Raw genomic sequence first — 1,336 nt, 5'->3', positions numbered from 1 at the left:
CAATTGCTGCGTTCGGCGCCAATGGCATCGAGCCGGCGCGCGCGCGCCTCGGCTTCGCGGCGCAGCCCCTCATGCACCGCACGCGCATCGGCAAGCGCGGCGCGGTCGCGGGCGACATTGGCCGAGGACTGTTCGAGCTGCAATTGCAGATCGCCAAGATCGGGCGCGTCCTGCAGCAGCATTTCCGCCTCGGCGAAGGCGGCCGAAATCTCCTCATGGCTGTCGACGATGCGGGCGCGCGCTTCATCGAGTGCTGCGCGCCGGCTCTGCAATTCGCCGCCGGCCCTCTCGGCCTCAGCCAGTGCATTGCGGGCGGCGTCCAGCCGATGCTGTGCGTCACGACCGGCCTGGCGCGTGTTGCGCTCGGCCTCGCTTGCCAGGCGGAGCGCCTGTTCGGCCTCTCCCAGCGCCTCCTCGGCCTGGCGCAGGACGAGCGTCGCCTGTATCGCCTCGGCATCGAGCTCAGCCAGCCGGTTCTTCTGCGCCAGCCGTTGCGCCGCGGCGGTCGGCGCGTCGGCACTGGCGGTAAAGCCGTCCCAGCGCCACAGCGCGCCCTCGCGGCTGACCAGCCGCTGGCCGGGAGCAAGCAGCGGCTGCAACCGGCGGCCATCGCCGGCGGCATCGACGATACCGATCTGCGCCAGGCGGCGGGCGAGCTGTGCCGGCGCGTGGACCACGCTGGCCAGGCTCTTCACGCCTTCCGGCAGAGCCGCGTCGCCGGGTTGGATCGCGCCTTCGCCCCAATGCACCGGCGCGCTGCGGTCGAGCGGCACGTCGAGGTCTTCGCCAAGGGCTGCACCCAGCGCCGTTTCGAAACCGCGATCGACGCTGATCTGCTCCAGCACGGCCGGGAAGAGATCGCCGCTGGCGGCATTGAGGATTTTTGCCAGCGTGCGCGCTTCGGTTTCGATCCTTGCCAGCTCGGCCCTGGCATCCTGAAGCGGTGGCCGGGCAGCGCTTTCGGCAGCGCGGGCATCGATGACCGACTGCTCGGCCTCGGACACGGCAGCCTCGGCCTCCTCCAGCAGCGCCATGGCCTGTTCGACCAGCACCCGCTTCTCGGCCGGATCGGGCAGGCCAGCGACCTTGGAGAGTATCTCCGACAATTCCCGGTCGACATCGGCAAGCTGACGCGCGAAGCGGTCGCGGCGCTCGGCGGTATCGCGCAGCGTCCGTTCGATCTGGTTGCGCGAGGCGGCAGCCTCGGCCCGCTCGGCAGTCAGCGCGGCGAGTTTGGCTTCGCTTTGTGAAAGCGTAGATGCCGCTTGTTCGAAAGCCGCGCGGGTGGTGGCCTCGCGCTCGGCGGCACCAGCATTTTCCGAATTGAGTGCCGCCT

Annotated in this window: 1 pseudogene; it reads right to left on the bottom strand. The window is 70.1% G+C overall.

Annotation, left to right across the window (positions count from 1 at the left end):
* Nucleotides 1-1,336 (bottom strand): annotated as a pseudogene (locus tag EN994_RS31775) (chromosome segregation protein SMC); the annotation flags it as partial.

It is taken from the genome of Mesorhizobium sp. M7A.F.Ca.CA.002.09.1.1 (genome assembly GCF_003998555.1).
GTDB classification, from domain to species: Bacteria; Pseudomonadota; Alphaproteobacteria; order Rhizobiales; family Rhizobiaceae; genus Mesorhizobium; species Mesorhizobium ciceri.
The sequence above is the reverse complement of the archived record's forward strand: the minus strand, read 5'-3'. Positions and strand labels throughout refer to the sequence as shown.